Source organism: Ruegeria sp. BG7 (assembly GCF_056535685.1).
This window is the reverse complement of sequence record NZ_JBQFIU010000001.1, coordinates 3,255,642-3,273,041: the sequence shown is the minus strand read 5'-3', so window position 1 is coordinate 3,273,041 and position 17,400 is coordinate 3,255,642. Positions and strand designations below refer to the sequence as shown.

Here is a 17,400-nt window from a genome sequence, read left to right as displayed (position 1 = left end):
CTAGAAATGCGCCTTGGGCTGATCCGGTTTTCCTGCCGCCAGCCCAAGCACGCCCGCCACACCGGCGAAGGCAATCGGGAACATGGTAAAGACACCAAACCCAAACGCGTAATACATTGCCCCTGCTGAGATCAGCAACAAAACCCCACCGATCAGAGCCCGCGCAGGCGCCATAGCGCCACCGGCAATCGCCAACAAAGGCGCGACGATCGAAAGGGCCTGGATCAGGCCGGGGTTGTCGACTTGGCTCAGAACGCCATCTATCTCGCCAACATGGTCAACCACAACCACCCTGGCATACCCGAAGAACCCGACGATCATGCCGATCAGTCCGGCAATAACGCCCAAAATCATTGCGGCATTGCGCATAGATAATCCTCATTCTTGACCATTGGCAGATAAGCACCCGTTTAGGAAATGCCAAGCTGACCCCGCGTTTCAGCGGTCCACCCCAACAGCAACTTACCGTCAGCTTCGATCAACGGGCGCTTCATCAGGGTTGGGTGTTCTTTCAAAAGCTCCAGCGGTGCTTTAGCGCGCTGGCTCTCATCCAAACCGCGCCAGGTGGTTGATCTTGTGTTGAGCAGAGCATTGCCGAACTCAGCAAAAGCTTGCGACAGCACCGGCTCCGGTACGCCGTCACTTCTGACGTCGAAAAAGACCGCATCTGGCAAAGATTTCAGCGCCTTACGACAGGTGTCACAGGTCTTTAGCCCATAAAGTTTCATTTCTTGGATACTCCTGCTCGTGCTTCGATTTTGTGCAATCACGCCAGTTTTTGGCAGTTATTCTTGATTTTTTACTTCACCGTGCAATGTTGAAAAAGGCGAAACATGTAAATTGGACTGTTCTGCAAACGCGAAACAGTGGGGTTTACGATGACGCTGACCACAGCCCCCACCAATTTGTGGGACAATGCGTAAGTAGAAGGAGACACGGGACATGCCAACCGGCACCGTGAAATGGTTCAATACCACTAAAGGCTATGGATTTATTGCCCCTGATGAAGGGGGCAAAGATGTGTTTGTTCATATCTCGGCCGTAGAACGGTCCGGCCTCACCGGACTCGCAGACAACCAAAAAGTCTCGTACGAGTTGCAGGACGGACGCGATGGCCGCCAAATGGCAGCTGATTTAAAGCCGTTGTAACGACACCCCCGCACTGCGCGGGGTTGAAACATCTTAGGATGGCGGCCAATTTCCGGCCGTCACCCGCCCCCCACCGGATTTGTTCCATTACCCTCGCGCGGGCTTCGGCTTGTCATGAGCAGTCCAGTTGTCGCCCATGGCAACGATGCAGGACGTCCCGGTTGCGTAGGTCACGACCATCGTCCAGTCGCCGCGTGGGTTAGACCAGACCTCCATGATTTGCTCAGGTCCACGAATACCGGTGGCCACGCGCTCGGAGCGGAACTGTCCCTTGAGCTTTTGGTGCAACCTGGGTGTGGGTTCACACAGAATTTCAGCGATAGGTGACTGCGCCTGCACGGGCAAAGCCATGCCTGATACAAGACACAGTAAAGCGGGTTTCAAAATACGCATCATGGAACCAATGTAACGGTTCCATGACAGAATGTATAGACAATCGCTATGCGTTGACAGCCGTTACTTGCGGATGATCTCTTCAAACTCGCGCCATTCGCGGGCGGTCATGCCCGAGTTTTCCTGCGTGACCGTCTCGCCCGCCAGCATGTTCCGAAGGCTCTCTACCATCTGAGCAGAAAGGTTGACTGCGCCTAACCGGTAATCCTCGAAGGCTTTGTAAGCAAACGGCACCCAGTCGGCGACAATCTTGCACATCGCATCGGCATATACGCGGATTTCGTATTGCGCATGAGGGTCCGCGCGCAAGCGCAGGAAATGGAACAGGTTGTGCAGGTCAACCTTCCAGTACCATTGCGTATAGATATTGGCGGGAAGGTTCATCCGGGCCAACTCACGCGCCAACCCCTGTTGCCCGTCCTGGCTGATCAGGGCTTCGTAATTGTCATAGCAGCGGGTACTGTCGGCCTTCAGTATCTCCAAAACACGCGCGGCTTCTTCACCTTCCAGCGTTGATCCACGGCCCTGATTGTTCACCTCTGACTGCGCCGCCACATGTTCGGGTGCGGGGATGTAAAACTCACGATCCAGAATAGAGTACCGGGCGGAGTATTCGTTCACATTTGCCGTCCGGTGCCGAATCCATTGGCGGGCCACGAAAACCGGCAGTTTCACATGCAGTTTGACTTCGCACATCTCAAACGGGGTCGAGTGCCAGTGCCGCATCAGATACCGGATCAACCCTTCGTCGTTCTGAACCGACTTTGTGCCTTTGCCATAAGACACACGAGCCGCCTGACAGATCGCGGCGTCATCGCCCATATAGTCGATCACGCGGACAAAACCGTGATCCAGAACCTGATGCGCGGTGTACAGATGGTCTTCCATTCCCGCTGAAACGACGCGACGTGTGGGATGCGATTGCGCGCGTTGCGCCTCGATCTCGGCCTGTTGGTCAGCGGACAGCGGCATCAAATCTTCCTTTCTGGCAATGAGTCGCCCCCTACTATATATCGCTAACCCCGCCATCGGAACCGCGATATATGCCGCAACCTGCTCTAATTTCAATTTGGGCTGCACGGTGCCCTCGACAGGCCAAACCAGTGCGCTAAGTTGCTGGCAAACCAAATCAATGAAGGATGGCCAAAATGGCGCTGACATATCTACACACTATGATCCGCGTGAAAGACCTGGAAAAGTCCATGGCGTTTTATGAACTGCTGGGATTAAAGGAAACACGCCGATATGACAGCGAGGCCGGGCGATTCTCGCTGATCTTCATGGCGCCTCCGGGGCAGGAAGACGCCCCAATCGAACTGACGTACAACTGGGATGGCGATGACAAGTTACCCAGCGACAGCCGCCATTTTGGCCATCTGGCATACGGTGTCGACAACATCTACGAGGTTTGCCAGCATTTGCAGGACAACGGCGTGACCATCAATCGCCCACCACGCGACGGTCGCATGGCCTTTGTCCGTTCTCCGGACAACATCTCGGTCGAGTTGCTTCAAAATGGCGACGCGCTGGAACCAGCCGAGCCCTGGGTCAGCATGGAGAGCACCGGCCACTGGTGATCCGTTGGATCATAAAGTTGGGGCTGGCCCTGTTGGCCAGCCCTTTGCGGGCTGAACAATGCCGTTTAGCCCTTGCGCTTGCGATGGACATTTCGGTTTCGGTCGACGACGCGGAAGACCTTTTGCAGCGACAAGGACTGGCCGCGGCACTGCTGGCACCTGAAGTGCAAGAAGCATTCTTCTCATCTCCGCTACCTGTTGCGTTGGCCGTTTATGAATGGAGCGGGCAAAGTACCCAGCACGTTATCCAAAACTGGCGCTTGATCGAAAATCACGGAGATCTGGTGGCTGCGGCGACCCGGATAAGTCAGTCGATCCGGTCCAATGAAGGCTCTGCCACGGCTATGGGCCACGCCTTACGGTTTGGGGCCGAACTGTTCCAAACCGCGCCTTCGTGTCTGTTTCGCACCATCGATCTTTCAGGAGACGGGTCCAACAACGACGGTTATGGACCACAGATCGCATATCAGCGGTTCTTTAGTCATGACATCGTCGTTAATGGTCTGGTGATAAACGCCGCTGATTTTGAAGGGGAACTTTTTCTCATCCCCTTTTTCGAAAACAACGTCCTGCATGGCCCGGGCGCTTTTCTGGAAGTCGCACAAGGTTTTGAAGACTTCGAACGCGCGATGCGCAGAAAACTTGAACGGGAACTGAGCGGGCTACAAATTGGTGCAGTACAGGTGTACGACCAATGAAGTCGCGCTTGCTGGTCATTCTGCTCTTCCTGCTGTCAGGGCCTGCCCTTGCGCAATGTCGCCATGCCTTGGCTTTGGGTCTGGATGTGTCGGCATCTGTCGATAGCGGTGAATACAGATTGCAACTGGAGGGCCTGGCCGCTGCTCTGCGCGATCCTGAGGTCAGTCAACTGATGGTGGCCAATGGCTCAACATCCATGAGGTTAGCAGTCTATGAATGGACAGAACCAGGGCACGAGAGGGTTCTGCTCAACTGGACCGATATCCAAACCTCGGCCGATCTGAACGCCATCAGTACGCGTCTCATCCAGACATCGAGGCGATCAACCGCAGAAGGAACGGCGGTGGGGGCGGCGATGGCTTTTGGTGCTGAATTGTTGAATCAGCAAAAGACGTGTTGGCGGCGAACTTTGGATCTATCAGGTGATGGCAAACACAACCTTGGGCCCCATCCCAGAGATGTCAGAACAGCGTTGCGCGGCAGCGGCATTACAATCAACGGGCTTGTAATCGGTGCGGATGATCCAAGTTCAGGTGACCGGCGCTATGTGCAAGTTGGGGAATTGTCGGCGTATTACAATGCCTGGGTTATTTCCGGCCCAAACGCGTTCGTTGAAGTCGCGCTGGGGTTTGAGGCCTACGCAGAGGCCATGACCCGCAAATTGATCCGAGAGTTGGACAGCCTCGTTCTGTCAGATGCACGCCCCTGATCAATAGATATACCGTATCTGATCGGTCCAGTACCGTTCCACGCGGCGCAGCGAGGTTGTGATATCCTTGATGCCATCCAGTTCCAGCACGCCCCGTCCCTGCAAGCCTTCGGCGTGGCGGGCAAACAAATCCGAGACGATATCCCGGATCTCTCGGCCTTGCGGCGTCAGGCGCACGCGCACTGATCGGCGATCGATCTCACACCGTTGGTGGTGCATGTATCCCATCTCAACCAGTTTCTTGAGGTTGTAGCTGACATTGCTGCCCTGATAGTAGCCACGGCTTTTCAGTTCACCGGCTGTGACCTCATGATCACCGATGTTGAACAACAAAAGCGCCTGCACAGCGTTGATTTCCAACACGCCGACGCGTTCAAACTCATCCTTGATGACGTCCAGCAGCAACCGGTGCAACCGCTCCACAAGGGCCAGCGCCTCAAGGTAGCTGGTCATTAACCCCTTGGTTTCCGGTCCGGAGACCTTCATTTCCATACTCATCCGACCCTCCGATTCAGTCGTGCTGTTTGAGACACGATGAACCGAAAATCCGAAAAATCGGTTAAGCTTGAGTTGTCTTTATTTTTGAAACGTTTGTGCGATGTCCGAAACGAGATCGGCAAACTGGCTGGGGGGCTGAACCTGCCCGGTCACCCATTGATAGAGATCCTGATCATTTTCATGAAGCAGCGCGTCATAGATATCCAATCCGGCGTCATCCATATCCGCGAGATTACGATCCGCATAAGCGGAAAGAATAATATCCATCTCTTTGATCCCACGCCGCATCGAGCGCATTTTCATACGCTTGATACGCACATCCCGCTGTTCGCTCAATGTCGTTGCTCCAACATCAGACGCATTTTCTTTTCAAGCCGCGCCGCGCGCTCGGCGCAGGCGCGCATTTCACCGCGAATGGCGCGCAACTCAGCGACGGCGGTTGATAACTCCACTCCGCCTTCGCCCTCGTCCACCGGTGCGTCCATTCCTTCGCCTTCGCCAGTCAAAAGCCACATGATCGAAACGTTGACCATCCCGGCTATCATCGAAAGGCGGTTTGCGCGCGGCTCGGACAGGTCGTTTTCCCAATCAGCAACGGTCGCCTTTTTGACACCGAGGCGTCGCGCCAATTGCGCCTGGGTCATTCCGGCGGCTTCACGCGCGCCAGCCAGACGGTCCCCAAATGTTGCAGAATCCGGACCATACCAGTCGTTTTCATCAGTCATTCGGATCTCCAACTCAGAGTTTCTATACGGCTTGAACGTCTTTCGGGCGCACCCTATGACAGTCAGGTTGAACATACAAACCGAGGCCGACCATGAGTTTCCTGTCTGCGACACTGTCACGCGTCAAACCTTCGCCCACCATCGCCATGACAGCCAAGGCAGCTGAACTGCAGGCCGCCGGTCGCGATGTCATTCGCCTGAGCGCGGGAGAACCGGATTTCGACACGCCTCAGAACATCAAAGATGCCGCTGTTGCAGCTATTGCGGCAGGAAAAACCAAGTACACCGCGCCAGACGGCATTCCCGAGCTCAAACAAGCGGCCTGCGCCAAGATGAAGCGCGATCATGGCCTGGACTACACCCCTGCTCAGATTTCGGTCGGAACCGGCGGCAAACAAACGCTGTACAACGCCCTGATGGCGACAATGAACCACGGCGACGAGGTCATCATCCCAGCGCCCTATTGGGTGAGCTACCCGGACATGGTGACGCTTGCGGGCGGTACGCCGATTATGGTTGCGACAACGCTGGAGAACAATTTCAAGCTTACCGCAGAACAGCTTGAAGCTGCGATTACCCCAAAGACAAAATGGTTCATCTTCAACTCACCCTCAAACCCGACGGGTGCCGGTTATAGCCGGGACGAGTTGAAAGCGCTGACCGACGTCCTGATGCGCCATCCGCATGTCTGGATCATGTCGGACGACATGTACGAGCACCTCGCCTATGACGGATTCGAGTTTTGCACGCCTGCCGAAGTGGAACCAGGCTTGTATGACCGTACACTCACCTGCAATGGGGTTTCCAAAGCGTACGCCATGACCGGCTGGCGCATTGGCTATGCAGCGGGTCCGGTCGAGATCATCGCGGCAATGCGCAAAATCCAGTCTCAATCCACCTCGAACCCGTGTACGGTCAGCCAGTGGGCCGCAGTTGAGGCGTTGAACGGCACGCAGGAATTTCTGGCCCCGAATAACGAGATGTTCAAACGCCGCCGCGATCTGGTTGTGCGCATGCTGAACGAGATCGACGGCATCACCTGCCCGACGCCGGAGGGTGCGTTTTATGTTTACCCTTCAATCGCCGGGCTGATTGGTAAAACAACTCCTGCCGGAACGGTCATCGACACGGACGAAGCTTTTGCTACTGCCCTGTTGGAAGAGGCAGATGTTGCCGTTGTCTTCGGCGCTGCCTTTGGACTTTCGCCGAATTTCCGGGTCAGCTACGCTACGTCCGATGCGGCGCTGTCCGAGGCTTGCAGCCGCATTCAGCGTTTCTGTGCATCACTGAGGTGACCATGTCTGCCGATCTTCCCGAATATTACTTTCGCATCCGTGAAAACGGGGCTGCAGTGTTTCGGGTCGATACGGAAAATCGCCAACGGCGGATTGAGATGGACCAGATCGCGGTCATCAACATCCGCAATGGTGACGTCAAACCGCAAGGACAGCGGACCCTTTCAGAGCGGGATCAGGCCGAAATCCACCTTTGGATGGAAGAGCGCCGGGCACTGCTGGCGCAGCGCGACATAGACGACATTCACCGTGCCGTCGATCATCTGAACCTGACTACTCAATGGGTTCAGTCCAAGGCAACCGACGCCCAGCTTGAGGATGTGACTGACAGGCTGCTGATGGCGATGCATGACCTGCGCACCGTTCTGGTTCGGAAAAAAGCAGATCGGCTGAGTAAAGACTAAGCAGGCTCAGCCGCCGCTGGCATTTGCCGCACCGAATGCATCCAGAACCGGGCCATGAGCAGTACGGCAGCAAATGCCAAGCCAAGCACGAGCCCCAGCCAGATTCCAATGCCATCCATCTGCCGGACGAAACCGAAATAGTACGACGCCGGGATACCCACGACCCAATAGCTGAGCGCTGCCATGACCATGGGAATCTTGGCATCCTGCAACCCGCGCAACAGGCCCAGCGCGATGACCTGCGCACCGTCCACCAACTGAAACAACGCCGCCATGGCAAGCAACCCGGTTCCAATGGCCAGGATTTGTCCGCGCTGTGGATCGTCTGCCTCCATGAACAGGGAAATCAGTGGTTCGGCACAGGTCAGAAACAGGATGACTGTGAACACAGACATAACCAGAGACATGCCTGTCACCGCAATTGCGCCTTTCTCCAGATGCGCGCGATCCCGACGTCCCAGCGCATTACCGGCTCGGATAGTGGCCGCATTTGACAGCCCCAAATGCACCATGAACGTGGCCGAAGCGAGGTTCAGCGCGATCCCATGCGCCGCCAGTGGAACCTGTCCCAACCAGCCCATCATCACAGCTGATGTCGCAAACAAAGACACCTCGGCCAACGTGGTCAGGCCAATGGGAACCCCGAGCTTCCAAACACTGACGAACATCTCCCAATCCGGTCGCCAGAAACGCTGAAAAAGGCTGTGCTCCGGCAGCGTTCGAACCACGTAGATGACGACAGCGATCAGCGAAACGACCTGCGTCGCGATTGAGGCGATTGCTGCACCCATCACACCCAATTCCGGTGCGCCCCAATTGCCGAAGATCAGCGCATAGTTGGTCACCGCGTTCACAAATGCCGCCGCGACTGTAATCCACAGAACGATTTGCGTGCGCTCCAAGGCCGCAAGGTAGGATTTGAGCACCATCACGATAAGGGCCGGAAACAACCCCCAACCAGCTACACGCAGATATTCTGATGCTGTTTCAGCAACCTGTGGCTCCTGCTTCATGGCGATCAGGATTGGATAAGACCACCACAGCAACGGCATGACCACTACTGCGTACAGCAAAGACAGCCAAAGCCCCATGCGGGTCGAGCGTCGAATACTGGTTTCGTCCCCTTCCGCCGCAGCTGTGGCAACCATCGGCATGACCGCCCAGCCGAACCCGGCCCCAAACAAAAACAGCACAAAGTAATAGCTGCTGGCCAACGTGACGGCAGCAAGTGCCTCGACCCCGTACCAACCCAACATGATGGTATCGGTCAAACCGATGGCAAACTGCGCCAGATGGCCACCGACCAGCGGCAAGCCAAGCACGGCAATCGCCCGAAAATGGGCGGGGTATGTCATCACTTTTGTCATTGCACCAGCCATATGCGCGGGCTTGGCGCGGGACAAGAGCGGATCAGCAAAATTTCACTATGAGACTATGGCGCCCGCCTCACCATTAAAAACGGGCGCGTTGAGGATTAGCGGGCATCCGGATGCAGTGTTGCGCCCAGAATATGCTCGGACCGGTGGATGACGTGGTGGGCTTGTCCAACGATCAATGGATCAGGGTCCCCTACGACGTTCAAGTCCTTGCCCGGGTAATCCAGCGTCGACAAGAAATGACGCATACAATTCAGGCGCGCACGTTTCTTGTCATTCGACTTGATGATCGTCCATGGCGCGTCTGCGGTGTCAGTATAGAAGAACATCGCCTCTTTCGCCTCGGTATAGTCGTCCCATTTGCTAAGGCTGGCCTTGTCGATCGGTGACAGCTTCCACTGCTTCAGTGGGTCGGTCTCGCGGCTTTTGAAGCGGCGCTGCTGCTCTTCCTGCGTGACCGAGAACCAATACTTGTACAGCTGAATACCCGAGCGCACCAGCATCCGTTCCAGTTCCGGCGTCTGACGCATGAATTCCAGATACTCGTTGGGCGAACAGAACCCCATCACCCGTTCGACGCCTGCGCGGTTGTACCAGGACCGGTCATAGAACACCATTTCGCCAACGGTTGGCAGTTCCTGAACATAGCGCTGGTAATACCATTGCCCCTTCTCTTCCCAGGTCGGTTTATTCAGTGCAACCACACGGGCCTGTCGCGGGTTCAAATGCTCCATGAACCGTTTGATCGTGCCACCCTTGCCAGCGGCATCACGGCCTTCGAACAGCAGAACGAACCGTTGCCCCGTATCCTGCGCCCACAGCTGAACCTTCAAAAGCTCCGCCTGTAGGCTTGCCTTCTGCGCCTCATAGGTCGACCGCGCCATCTTGCGGCCATAGGGGTATTTTCCGCTTTCGAACGCCTGCCGGATCTTCTCGGGGCTTGGCTCTGCCGCGTTTGCCGCCTTGGCCTCTACGACTTTGATCTGAGGGGATTTTGCTTCGACCGGAGCAATGGCTTCCATACATCTTATCCTTTTTCAACTGTCCTGAATGAGGGCTAGCAGAAACGTCGAAAATCCGCTTTGATTGGTGTCAAATTGATGCCTCAAAAACCCATAAATTCCACTCTGGATCAGAGGTTCCGATGCACACGTCATTTGCCGATCTGAATGGTCAGTCCTTTTGCCTCCGAACATGGGGCGAACCTGATGCGCCACCGCTTTTGATGCTGCATGGTTTCCCGGAATACGGCGGTGCGTGGGCAGATCTCGCCCCTTATCTGGCGGATCGCTTTTACTGCATTGCTCCGGACCAACGTGGATATGGCCAAAGCTGGTGCCCTGAAGGGATGCAGAGCTACGCCTTATCTCAACTAGTGTCCGACATGGCCGCTTTGATTCAGAGCCACAGTGCACCTTTTGCTGTTCTGGGTCATGATTGGGGTGCATCGGTGGCCTATGGCCTTGCCATGTTCCGCCCTGATCTTGTTGACCGGCTTATCATTGCAAACGGCGTGCATCCGGTTCCGTTTCAACGCGCCATGGCCGCAGGCGGTGCGCAATCAGAAGCCTCACAATACATCAACCAACTGCGGGCGCCCGATGCGGCACAAAAACTGTCCGAGAACAACTTTGCATTGCTCGAAAGGTTCTTTCGCCACGGCATGGGACTGGATTGGCTGACCGAGAGCCGCATGGCCGAATACCGGACCGAATGGGCGCGACCCGGACGGTTAGAGGCGATGTTGAACTGGTATCGCGCCTCTCCGTTGGTTGTCGCGCAGCCAGGGCTTCCCGCAACAGACCTGCCGGATCTGCCGCTGGATCGGCTGCATGTCCGATGTCCGCATCTGTTGCTTTGGGGACCGGATGACAAAGCCCTTTTGCCCGAGGCAACTGAAGGCTTGGAAACCTTCGCGCCCAATCTGACCCGCATCACGATCCCTGGCACTGACCACTGGCTGCATCACCAAAAACCGCAGGACGTTGCACATGCCATTCAGGAATGGATTCAAACGGCCTGACCTGTCAGGTCCATTAACGATGGCCCCAATCGTCGGGGTTGTCAGAATTGTTCGGCGACAAACCCAATTCGTCGCCATCGGTTGAACATCCCAACCCCAGCACTGTCCGGTTTGCATAAGAGAAGTACGAACAGACCTGATTGATCTCTAGGATCTCTCCGTCGTCCCATCCGGCCTCGCGCAGGGCGATCACATCCGCCTCAACCATATCCCCCGGCGTTTCGGTCAGTTTACGGGCATAGATCATGGCAGCCAGCTGCGCTGCATCCAACGGAGCGGCGGCCGGATCGCGCGCCTCAATCGCCGCCCGGATCGCTTTGCCCCGCGCCTCATCGCCAAGCAACCGCTGCAAGCCGGCAAAATGATGTTCAACGCAATACCCGCACCGGTTCAGAGAACTGACCCACACGCCCAACACCTCAAGGAACCATTTAGGGATCTTGTTGCCCGAATGATGCAGGACTGCCTTGTAGATCGCCATGTGGCCTTCCATCGAATGCGGCCGCAGGCTGTGCGCCATCATGATGTTATCCACATTGTTGTCTGGCCCGGTGACTCGGTCATAGAGTTTCTTCAGCTTGCCCGTGGCCTCAGCGAAGGGGATGGTTTTGATCCAGCTCATTTGGGGTCCTGTTATGGTGTTTGCTTATTATCGAGAGACTAAGAGCGCTTTGGGCAGGTTGCGAGATGAAATCTCTCTGAATCAACTGCGAAGTAAGAAGTACTAACCCCGCTTGCGCCCGATTTGGGAATTGGCCGTCTTTTTGATAAGATCAAATGATATTCAAACATAAGTTTTTAAAAAAGGAGAACTCAAATGCCGAGAGTTGTTCCAACTTCATGGATGCCAAATGTAAAAATGGAGAGAATACATCTGCATTGGACTGGTGGCGGGAATTCAGCGAACTCAACAGACAAAAAAGCCTACCACATTCTGATCGAGGGAAACGGTGATCTTGTGCGCGGTAAATCGATTGTCAAAAACGCGCGCCCCTTACCCAGCGACTATGCGCGTCACACTGCGGGCGCCAACAGTGCCTCCATAGGTGTCTCGTTATGCTGCATGGCAGGCGTCAACCGAGAAAGAGACTACAAAGAATCCACGGCTCCAATGACCACAACACAGTGGAACAAAAGTTTCGAAGTCATCGCCGATCTTGCTGAGAAATACGACATTCTCATCACGCCCACCAAGGTGTTGACGCACGCGGAAGTGGAACCAAACCTGAATATCCCACAGAACGGAAAATGGGATATTACGCGTTTATCGTTTAACTCTGACCTTCGAGGATATCGCGATATTGGCAATGAAATGCGCGCCAATGTTGCCTCACTCCTCGGGGACGGCGGGGTTCCAGCTTCGGACGACATGTCAGAAGCCGAAAAACTACCCAAGTTTCGCGTTTCCGGTGTTCATCCGGACGTTCTGAATTTTAGGGCATCACCGGGGGGCAAGAAAACAGGAACCCTTCCAGAACGAACAGTCGTTGAGCGATTGGGTGTTGATGGTGAATGGTGGCGGGTCAGAACCCGGCTTGGGTATGTTGGCTACGTACATTCGGGTTATCTCAAGCCAGTTGATCCTTGATGCTTCGCACCATGGCACAACTAGCCAGTCCCGGTGGACCGCTGATGCCGCTCGCTGAGCCTCAACCAAAATGATTGAAAAGCGCTGCGCTGCGAAGGCAAGACGAAACTCAGGTTGATTTTGACGCGCATTAAGTCAGGTCTTGAGAGCAGATATTGATGCAAGGCGCAGCGTCAAGCACTTTGGACTCAGCGCGCCCATCCTTTGCAGATCGCGTTGACCGTAGTCAGAAAGCCCTTCTGAGATCCTCATACCTGGACTGAGCTTCGCCAGAACAACGCGTTACGAACATGATAGCGCGGCCATTAGCGGCATTCGGTACGGCAACGAGGGCTTGCGTGAGGCCCAAACCTTCCACAACACCTCGCGCCCCTCTTCCCCCGGACCACATCACCTGCCATAATGGGGGAAACTCAAAAACAAGAGCAGCCCATATGCCCGACGATCTGTTGACGCCCGAAGCGACCAATACCTATGACGCCTCCTCAATCGAGGTGCTCGAAGGTCTGGAACCGGTCCGCAAACGCCCCGGCATGTATATCGGCGGCACGGATGAACGCGCGCTGCACCATATGGTGGCTGAAATCCTCGACAACTCGATGGACGAGGCAGTCGCGGGCCATGCCAACCGGATAGAGGTCGAGCTGCACGCAGATTACGCCCTGACCGTACGCGACAACGGGCGCGGCATTCCGATCGATCCGCACCCCAAGTTCCCCGACAAATCCGCGCTCGAGGTCATCCTGTGTACCCTGCACGCGGGCGGCAAGTTCTCGGGCAAGGCGTATCAGACCTCGGGCGGTCTGCATGGCGTGGGTGCGTCGGTGGTGAACGCGCTTTCGGATTCGATGGTCGTGCAGGTGGCGCGCGACAAAACGCTGTTCGAACAGCGGTTCTCGCGCGGTATCCCTCTGGGTCCCGTGGAAAAGGTTGGCGCGGCCCCCAACCGGCGCGGCACGACCGTCACCTTTCACGCGGATGCGGACATCTTCGGCCACCACAAGTTCAAACCCGCGCGGCTGTTCAAATCCATCCGCTCCAAAGCCTACCTGTTCTCGGGCGTGGAAATCCGTTGGAAATCCGCCATCGATGACGGAGAAACCCCGACCGAGGCCACCTTCCACTTTCCCGGCGGCCTTTCGGATTACCTGAAAGAGACGATGAACGGCTCGTCCACCTATGCCGAGCAACCCTTTGCAGGCACCGTGGATTTCAACGAAAAATTCGGAACCCCCGGCAAGGTCGAATGGGCGATCAACTGGACGCCCTCGCGCGATGGGTTCATCCAGTCCTACTGTAACACCGTCCCCACCCCCGAAGGCGGCACGCACGTCGCGGGCTTCTGGGCCGCTGTTCTCAAAGGGATCAAAGCCTATGGAGAGCTGATCAACAACAAGAAGGCCGCTCAGATCACCCGCGATGACCTGATCACCGGCGGCTGCGCGCTGGTCAGCTGTTTCATCCGCGAGCCGGAATTCGTCGGCCAGACCAAAGACCGCCTGGCCACGGTCGAGGCGCAACGGCTGGTCGAAAACTCGGTCCGCGACCATTTCGACAACTGGTTGGCCGCGGATACGAAATCCGCCGGCGCGATCCTGGACTTCCTCATACTGCGGGCTGAGGAACGCCTGCGCCGACGGGCCGAGAAGGAAACACAACGCAAGTCCGCCACTAAGAAACTTCGTCTCCCCGGCAAGCTGGTGGACTGTAGTAGTTCAACACGGGACGGCACGGAATTATTCATCGTCGAAGGCGATTCTGCGGGCGGGTCTGCAAAAATGGGCCGGGACCGCAAAACGCAGGCCCTGCTGCCCCTGCGCGGCAAAATCCTGAACGTGCTGGGCGCGGCCAGTTCGAAACTTGGCACCAATGCCGAAATCAACGATCTGACCCAAGCGCTGGGTGTCGGCCTTGGCACCAAGTTCAATGTCGACGACCTGCGCTATGACAAGGTCATCATCATGACCGACGCGGATGTGGACGGGGCGCATATCGCCTCGCTGCTGATGACGTTCTTCTTCACCCAGATGCGGCCGATGATCGACGCGGGCCACTTGTATCTGGCCTGCCCGCCTCTGTATCGCCTGACCCAAGGGGCCAAGCGCGTTTACTGTCTGGATGAGGCCGAGCGCGACGAATGGCTTGAGAAAGGTCTGGGTGGCAAGGGCAAGATCGACGTGTCCCGCTTTAAGGGTCTGGGCGAGATGGACGCCAAGGACCTGAAAGAGACCACGATGGACCCCAAATCCCGGAAATTGATCCGGGTCACCATCGACGAGGACGAACCCGGCGAAACCGGCGACCTTGTCGAGCGTCTGATGGGTAAGAAGCCCGAACTGCGGTTCCAATACATTCAGGAGAACGCGCGGTTTGTGGAGGAGCTGGATGTTTGAGTTTGGTAAAGCCGTCAAAGAAATTGCCAACTGATAGGTTTTGTGACTAACCAATTGGAGTTTTTCGAGGCTATCTTGGTCACCGACTTTAACAGTCGTTTCCCAAAAACTTGAAATTAAGAAACGCCAATGGCGAAAAAGAAAAAATTTCGCTTCTATATCGGGACGGAGACTGAACGTTTCAGTTCTGTTTATTCAATTACAGTTCACCGAGGAAACGTTTACCTTATTTCCAAAAGCCTTGGTGGAATTGCGAAAGGTTCCTTCCACGAGGGAGGTGTTTGCCACTTTGGGTTTACCGATGAATACTGGAAAAAGAACTTTATTGGAATGCGGTACTCGCCGAGTAGGTGGCGAAGACCAACGAATATTTCACTTAACAGATTTGCGCCAATCGCGTTTGTCCGGTTTCAAAACAACCTATTGAAGGCCCAGCATTCTATTGCAAGCGGCAACTTGCATTGTGTTCGAGCACCGCAAAGGACCCAAATGGTGGAACTTATTCTCATCATCGCATCTCCGGAAATTAGCGGCACCGAAGGAGCGTTCCAAAACCAGAATGTGCTCTGGGAGCAGAACATAAAGGAAAATGAAAAACTCTTGGTGTTGTCACAACGCGGACCCGAGCGTCATAGAACCGACGACATAGTATCAAAACTCAATCCTCACGGCCCAAGATACGAGTGGACCGGGATTTCTGAAATGGCGCCAGGCGAGCGGATGGAAGACTTGAACGCCACACTAGCGACTAAGCCGAAAGATGGTGAACCCATTATTCTTACGGAAATCACTGGGCTTAAGTTCACTAAGTACTAGCCAGCGCCGATAGGTTACTTGCGCCCGTCAAATTCCCACATCGAGATCGGCGTAAACATCCATCCGACCTCAACACAACCCTCGCGCCCGCCCATGTGGGCGGGTCGGGCGCGTGCTTGATGCTTTGCCTCATGCGATGGCTAGATAGAAGACACACCAACACCACACGCGCCCTCAAAAAACCAAAATCTACTGCAATCCAAACATCTTCGGTTTACTAATCAAACCAAGACCCGGCTTCCTTGTGACAAGCTGGCTTGGATTTAACGATTAAGGATTTGCAATGGCCCGCCTTTATGACAGTCGAAAACGTGTTCTCGTAACCGGTGGGGCCGGTTTTTTGGGCTCGCATCTGTGCGACCGGCTTCTGGATCAGGGGCATGAGGTTTTGTGCGTCGACAACCTGTTCACCGGCACCAAGCGCAACATTGACCATCTGCACAACAACCCGCGGTTCGAGTTCATGCGCCATGATGTGACCTTCCCTCTGTTTGTGGAAGTGGACGAGATCTATAACCTCGCCTGCCCGGCCTCACCCGTGCATTACCAGCACGATCCGGTGCAGACGACCAAGACCAGCGTGCATGGCGCGATCAACATGCTGGGTCTGGCGAAACGTCTGAAATGCAAAATCTTTCAGGCCTCGACCTCTGAGGTGTATGGCGATCCGACCATTCATCCGCAGACCGAAGATTATTGGGGCAACGTCAACCCGGTTGGTCCGCGATCCTGCTATGACGAGGGCAAGCGCTGCGCCGAGACGTTGTTCTTCGACTATCACCGGCAGATGGGGTTAGAGATCAAGGTGGCCCGCATCTTCAACACCTACGGCCCCAGAATGCACCCCGCCGACGGGCGCGTTGTGTCGAACTTCATCATGCAGGCGCTGACGGGTGAGCCGATCACGATCTTTGGCGACGGCACGCAGACCCGGTCATTCTGTTATGTGGATGATCTGATCGAAGGGTTCATCCGGTTGATGGAGACCGACAAAGACGTCACCGGCCCGGTCAATCTGGGCAACCCTAACGAATTCTCGATGAATGAACTGGCCAGCGAAGTGCAGGCGCTTGTGGGCACCGACACACCGATCAGTTTCAAGGACCTGCCACAGGACGACCCCAAGCAACGCCAGCCCGACATCACTCTGGCGCGGAGCGTGCTCAACTGGGAACCCAAGGTGCAGTTGAAAGAAGGGTTGGCGTCCACAATCAGCTATTTCAGAGAGCTACAGTCAGAAGCCGAGTCCCACTGAACAAAGGGCTGCTTTCCCCCAATTGGCCAGGATTGCTCAGGTCTGCAGCTGGGCATTAACGGGCTGGCACGCAGGGGCGATGGCAATTTCTCGTTGCCTAAACCTTTGATCTCGTTCACACTTACCGCAACATAACAACAATGGCTTGAGGTCCGGGCGTCCAATTTCTTTTACCGACTACGAATTTAAGACGGGAGGACGACATGAAAGCACTAACCTTCGGGCTGGCCCTGACCCTGCTGGCCACGCAAGCCATGGCGCAGCAGACGTTAAGCTTGGCTTCGCCAATCCCCGACGGGGCCGAGACCCGGTTTTGCTATTATGATGGTATGGCTTATTCCGAGGATGCCTTTGTTCTGATGGTTGGCGATAATACTGTGACTTCGACGATTACCACGGTTCAGGAACGCCTGCTGCGCTGCCACCGCGACAACGACGGGACCCTGAAATGGAGACCGCAGAGCACATTCTCGACCAATAACTAAGCGCTGCGCCCCTGA

At 55.6% G+C, this 17,400-nt stretch carries 22 protein-coding genes; 12 read left to right on the top strand and 10 right to left on the bottom strand.

Annotation, left to right across the window (positions count from 1 at the left end):
- Together ACR3EH_RS16185 and ACR3EH_RS16180 are read right to left on the bottom strand one after the other, a co-directional pair.
- Entirely contained in the window at positions 1–369 is a 369-nt protein-coding gene (locus tag ACR3EH_RS16185; RefSeq protein ID WP_171090895.1) for a hypothetical protein, read from the bottom strand.
- 41 nt (positions 370–410) lie between these two features.
- Positions 411–728 (bottom strand): ArsC/Spx/MgsR family protein, encoded by a 318-nt coding sequence (locus ACR3EH_RS16180; protein ID WP_171185988.1) that lies wholly within the window; start codon positions 726–728, stop codon positions 411–413.
- A gap of 214 nt (positions 729–942) precedes the next feature.
- On the opposite strand from ACR3EH_RS16180, the gene ACR3EH_RS16175 reads away from it, so the two are divergent.
- Positions 943–1,149 (top strand): cold-shock protein, encoded by a 207-nt coding sequence (locus ACR3EH_RS16175; RefSeq protein WP_008758035.1) that lies wholly within the window; start codon positions 943–945, stop codon positions 1,147–1,149.
- 87 nt (positions 1,150–1,236) lie between these two features.
- Here the strand turns inward: ACR3EH_RS16175 and ACR3EH_RS16170 are convergent, their stop codons facing one another.
- Together ACR3EH_RS16170 and thyX are read right to left on the bottom strand one after the other, a co-directional pair.
- Entirely contained in the window at positions 1,237–1,533 is a 297-nt protein-coding gene (locus ACR3EH_RS16170) for a hypothetical protein (protein ID WP_371732034.1), read from the bottom strand.
- A gap of 72 nt (positions 1,534–1,605) precedes the next feature.
- The gene (gene thyX / locus ACR3EH_RS16165) at positions 1,606–2,514 is read right to left on the bottom strand and encodes an FAD-dependent thymidylate synthase (RefSeq protein ID WP_171090900.1); all 909 of its coding nucleotides are present in this window, start codon (positions 2,512–2,514) and stop codon (positions 1,606–1,608) included.
- 176 nt (positions 2,515–2,690) lie between these two features.
- Here thyX and ACR3EH_RS16160 point away from each other — a divergent pair, with 176 nt between their 5' ends.
- Genes ACR3EH_RS16160 through ACR3EH_RS16150 form a run of 3 tightly spaced genes read left to right on the top strand, consistent with a single transcriptional unit; the run spans position 2,691 to position 4,527 of the window.
- Positions 2,691–3,119 (top strand): VOC family protein, encoded by a 429-nt coding sequence (locus ACR3EH_RS16160; protein ID WP_171185989.1) that lies wholly within the window; start codon positions 2,691–2,693, stop codon positions 3,117–3,119.
- On the top strand, positions 3,116–3,817 hold the full coding sequence (locus tag ACR3EH_RS16155) for a DUF1194 domain-containing protein (protein ID WP_171185991.1): 702 nt from the start codon (positions 3,116–3,118) through the stop codon (positions 3,815–3,817). Before ACR3EH_RS16160 ends, ACR3EH_RS16155 begins: the two co-directional genes overlap by 4 nt.
- Positions 3,814–4,527: a DUF1194 domain-containing protein gene (locus tag ACR3EH_RS16150; protein WP_171185993.1), complete on the top strand. Its 714-nt coding sequence runs from the start codon at positions 3,814–3,816 to the stop codon at positions 4,525–4,527. The genes ACR3EH_RS16155 and ACR3EH_RS16150 overlap by 4 nt, the downstream gene beginning before the upstream one ends.
- Here ACR3EH_RS16150 and ACR3EH_RS16145 read toward each other — a convergent pair whose 3' ends face one another.
- The 3 genes from ACR3EH_RS16145 to ACR3EH_RS16135 form a co-directional block, all read right to left on the bottom strand.
- Positions 4,528–5,025, bottom strand: a complete 498-nt coding sequence (locus tag ACR3EH_RS16145; RefSeq protein WP_371732032.1) for a MarR family winged helix-turn-helix transcriptional regulator — start codon at positions 5,023–5,025, stop codon at positions 4,528–4,530.
- 78 nt (positions 5,026–5,103) lie between these two features.
- A complete protein-coding gene (locus ACR3EH_RS16140) occupies positions 5,104–5,328 on the bottom strand; it encodes a succinate dehydrogenase assembly factor 2 (protein WP_171091216.1) in 225 nt (74 codons plus the stop codon).
- 29 nt (positions 5,329–5,357) lie between these two features.
- Entirely contained in the window at positions 5,358–5,750 is a 393-nt protein-coding gene (locus ACR3EH_RS16135; RefSeq protein WP_171185995.1) for a helix-turn-helix domain-containing protein, read from the bottom strand.
- Positions 5,751–5,842: 92 nt separating this feature from the next.
- Between ACR3EH_RS16135 and ACR3EH_RS16130 the strand changes: the two genes are divergently transcribed.
- A complete protein-coding gene (locus ACR3EH_RS16130) occupies positions 5,843–7,045 on the top strand; it encodes a pyridoxal phosphate-dependent aminotransferase (RefSeq protein WP_171185996.1) in 1,203 nt (400 codons plus the stop codon).
- Positions 7,046–7,047: 2 nt separating this feature from the next.
- On the top strand, positions 7,048–7,449 hold the full coding sequence (locus ACR3EH_RS16125) for a hypothetical protein (protein WP_171185998.1): 402 nt from the start codon (positions 7,048–7,050) through the stop codon (positions 7,447–7,449).
- On the opposite strand, the gene ACR3EH_RS16120 is transcribed toward ACR3EH_RS16125, so the two are convergent.
- Together ACR3EH_RS16120 and ppk2 are read right to left on the bottom strand one after the other, a co-directional pair.
- Positions 7,446–8,816 (bottom strand): MATE family efflux transporter, encoded by a 1,371-nt coding sequence (locus tag ACR3EH_RS16120; protein WP_171090912.1) that lies wholly within the window; start codon positions 8,814–8,816, stop codon positions 7,446–7,448. The genes ACR3EH_RS16125 and ACR3EH_RS16120 overlap by 4 nt on opposite strands.
- A gap of 107 nt (positions 8,817–8,923) precedes the next feature.
- A complete protein-coding gene (gene ppk2, locus ACR3EH_RS16115; protein WP_171090914.1) occupies positions 8,924–9,847 on the bottom strand; it encodes a polyphosphate kinase 2 in 924 nt (307 codons plus the stop codon).
- Positions 9,848–9,969: 122 nt separating this feature from the next.
- Here ppk2 and ACR3EH_RS16110 point away from each other — a divergent pair, with 122 nt between their 5' ends.
- The gene (locus ACR3EH_RS16110; protein ID WP_171186000.1) at positions 9,970–10,848 is read left to right on the top strand and encodes an alpha/beta fold hydrolase; all 879 of its coding nucleotides are present in this window, start codon (positions 9,970–9,972) and stop codon (positions 10,846–10,848) included.
- 13 nt (positions 10,849–10,861) lie between these two features.
- Here the strand turns inward: ACR3EH_RS16110 and ACR3EH_RS16105 are convergent, their stop codons facing one another.
- Complete coding sequence (locus tag ACR3EH_RS16105) at positions 10,862–11,470, bottom strand: carboxymuconolactone decarboxylase family protein (protein WP_171186001.1); 609 nt, start codon at positions 11,468–11,470, stop codon at positions 10,862–10,864.
- A 195-nt stretch (positions 11,471–11,665) separates the two neighbouring features.
- Here ACR3EH_RS16105 and ACR3EH_RS16100 point away from each other — a divergent pair, with 195 nt between their 5' ends.
- The 5 genes from ACR3EH_RS16100 to ACR3EH_RS16080 all read left to right on the top strand — a co-directional run bounded on the left by ACR3EH_RS16100 (position 11,666) and on the right by ACR3EH_RS16080 (position 17,385).
- A complete protein-coding gene (locus ACR3EH_RS16100; protein ID WP_171186003.1) occupies positions 11,666–12,436 on the top strand; it encodes an N-acetylmuramoyl-L-alanine amidase in 771 nt (256 codons plus the stop codon).
- A gap of 434 nt (positions 12,437–12,870) precedes the next feature.
- Positions 12,871–14,829: a DNA topoisomerase IV subunit B gene (gene parE / locus ACR3EH_RS16095; RefSeq protein ID WP_171186005.1), complete on the top strand. Its 1,959-nt coding sequence runs from the start codon at positions 12,871–12,873 to the stop codon at positions 14,827–14,829.
- A gap of 129 nt (positions 14,830–14,958) precedes the next feature.
- A complete protein-coding gene (locus ACR3EH_RS16090) occupies positions 14,959–15,645 on the top strand; it encodes a hypothetical protein (protein WP_171647669.1) in 687 nt (228 codons plus the stop codon).
- A gap of 283 nt (positions 15,646–15,928) precedes the next feature.
- Positions 15,929–16,900, top strand: a complete 972-nt coding sequence (locus ACR3EH_RS16085; RefSeq protein ID WP_171186009.1) for a UDP-glucuronic acid decarboxylase family protein — start codon at positions 15,929–15,931, stop codon at positions 16,898–16,900.
- A gap of 203 nt (positions 16,901–17,103) precedes the next feature.
- Complete coding sequence (locus ACR3EH_RS16080) at positions 17,104–17,385, top strand: DUF1496 domain-containing protein (RefSeq protein ID WP_171186011.1); 282 nt, start codon at positions 17,104–17,106, stop codon at positions 17,383–17,385.
- Positions 17,386–17,400 lie beyond the last annotated feature (15 nt).